This is a genomic window from Winogradskyella poriferorum (assembly GCF_050618035.1).
GTDB classification, from domain to species: domain Bacteria; phylum Bacteroidota; class Bacteroidia; order Flavobacteriales; family Flavobacteriaceae; genus Winogradskyella; species Winogradskyella poriferorum_A.
Map to the genome: position 1 here is coordinate 1 of NZ_JBODPY010000087.1, position 243 is coordinate 243.

Annotated in this window: 1 pseudogene; it reads left to right on the forward strand. The window is 40.7% G+C overall.

The window, feature by feature from the left end:
- Nucleotides 1-243: pseudogene (locus ACRHOC_RS15025) on the forward strand (NADP-specific glutamate dehydrogenase); the annotation flags it as partial.

Below are 243 nucleotides of genomic sequence, written 5' to 3' on the forward strand. Positions count from 1 at the left end.
GAAGAAGCAAAACAACTTGTAAGTAATGGTTGCATTTGTGTGTCTGAAGGCGCAAACATGCCTTCTACTCCAGTGGCTATTCATGAATTCCAAAAGGCTAAAATTTTATTCGCGCCAGGGAAAGCTTCTAATGCTGGTGGTGTTGCTACCTCTGGTTTAGAAATGAGTCAAAAGTCGTTAAGATTAAGTTGGACAAGAGAAGGGGTAGATGCAAGGCTAAAGGGTATTATGGAGGATATTCAT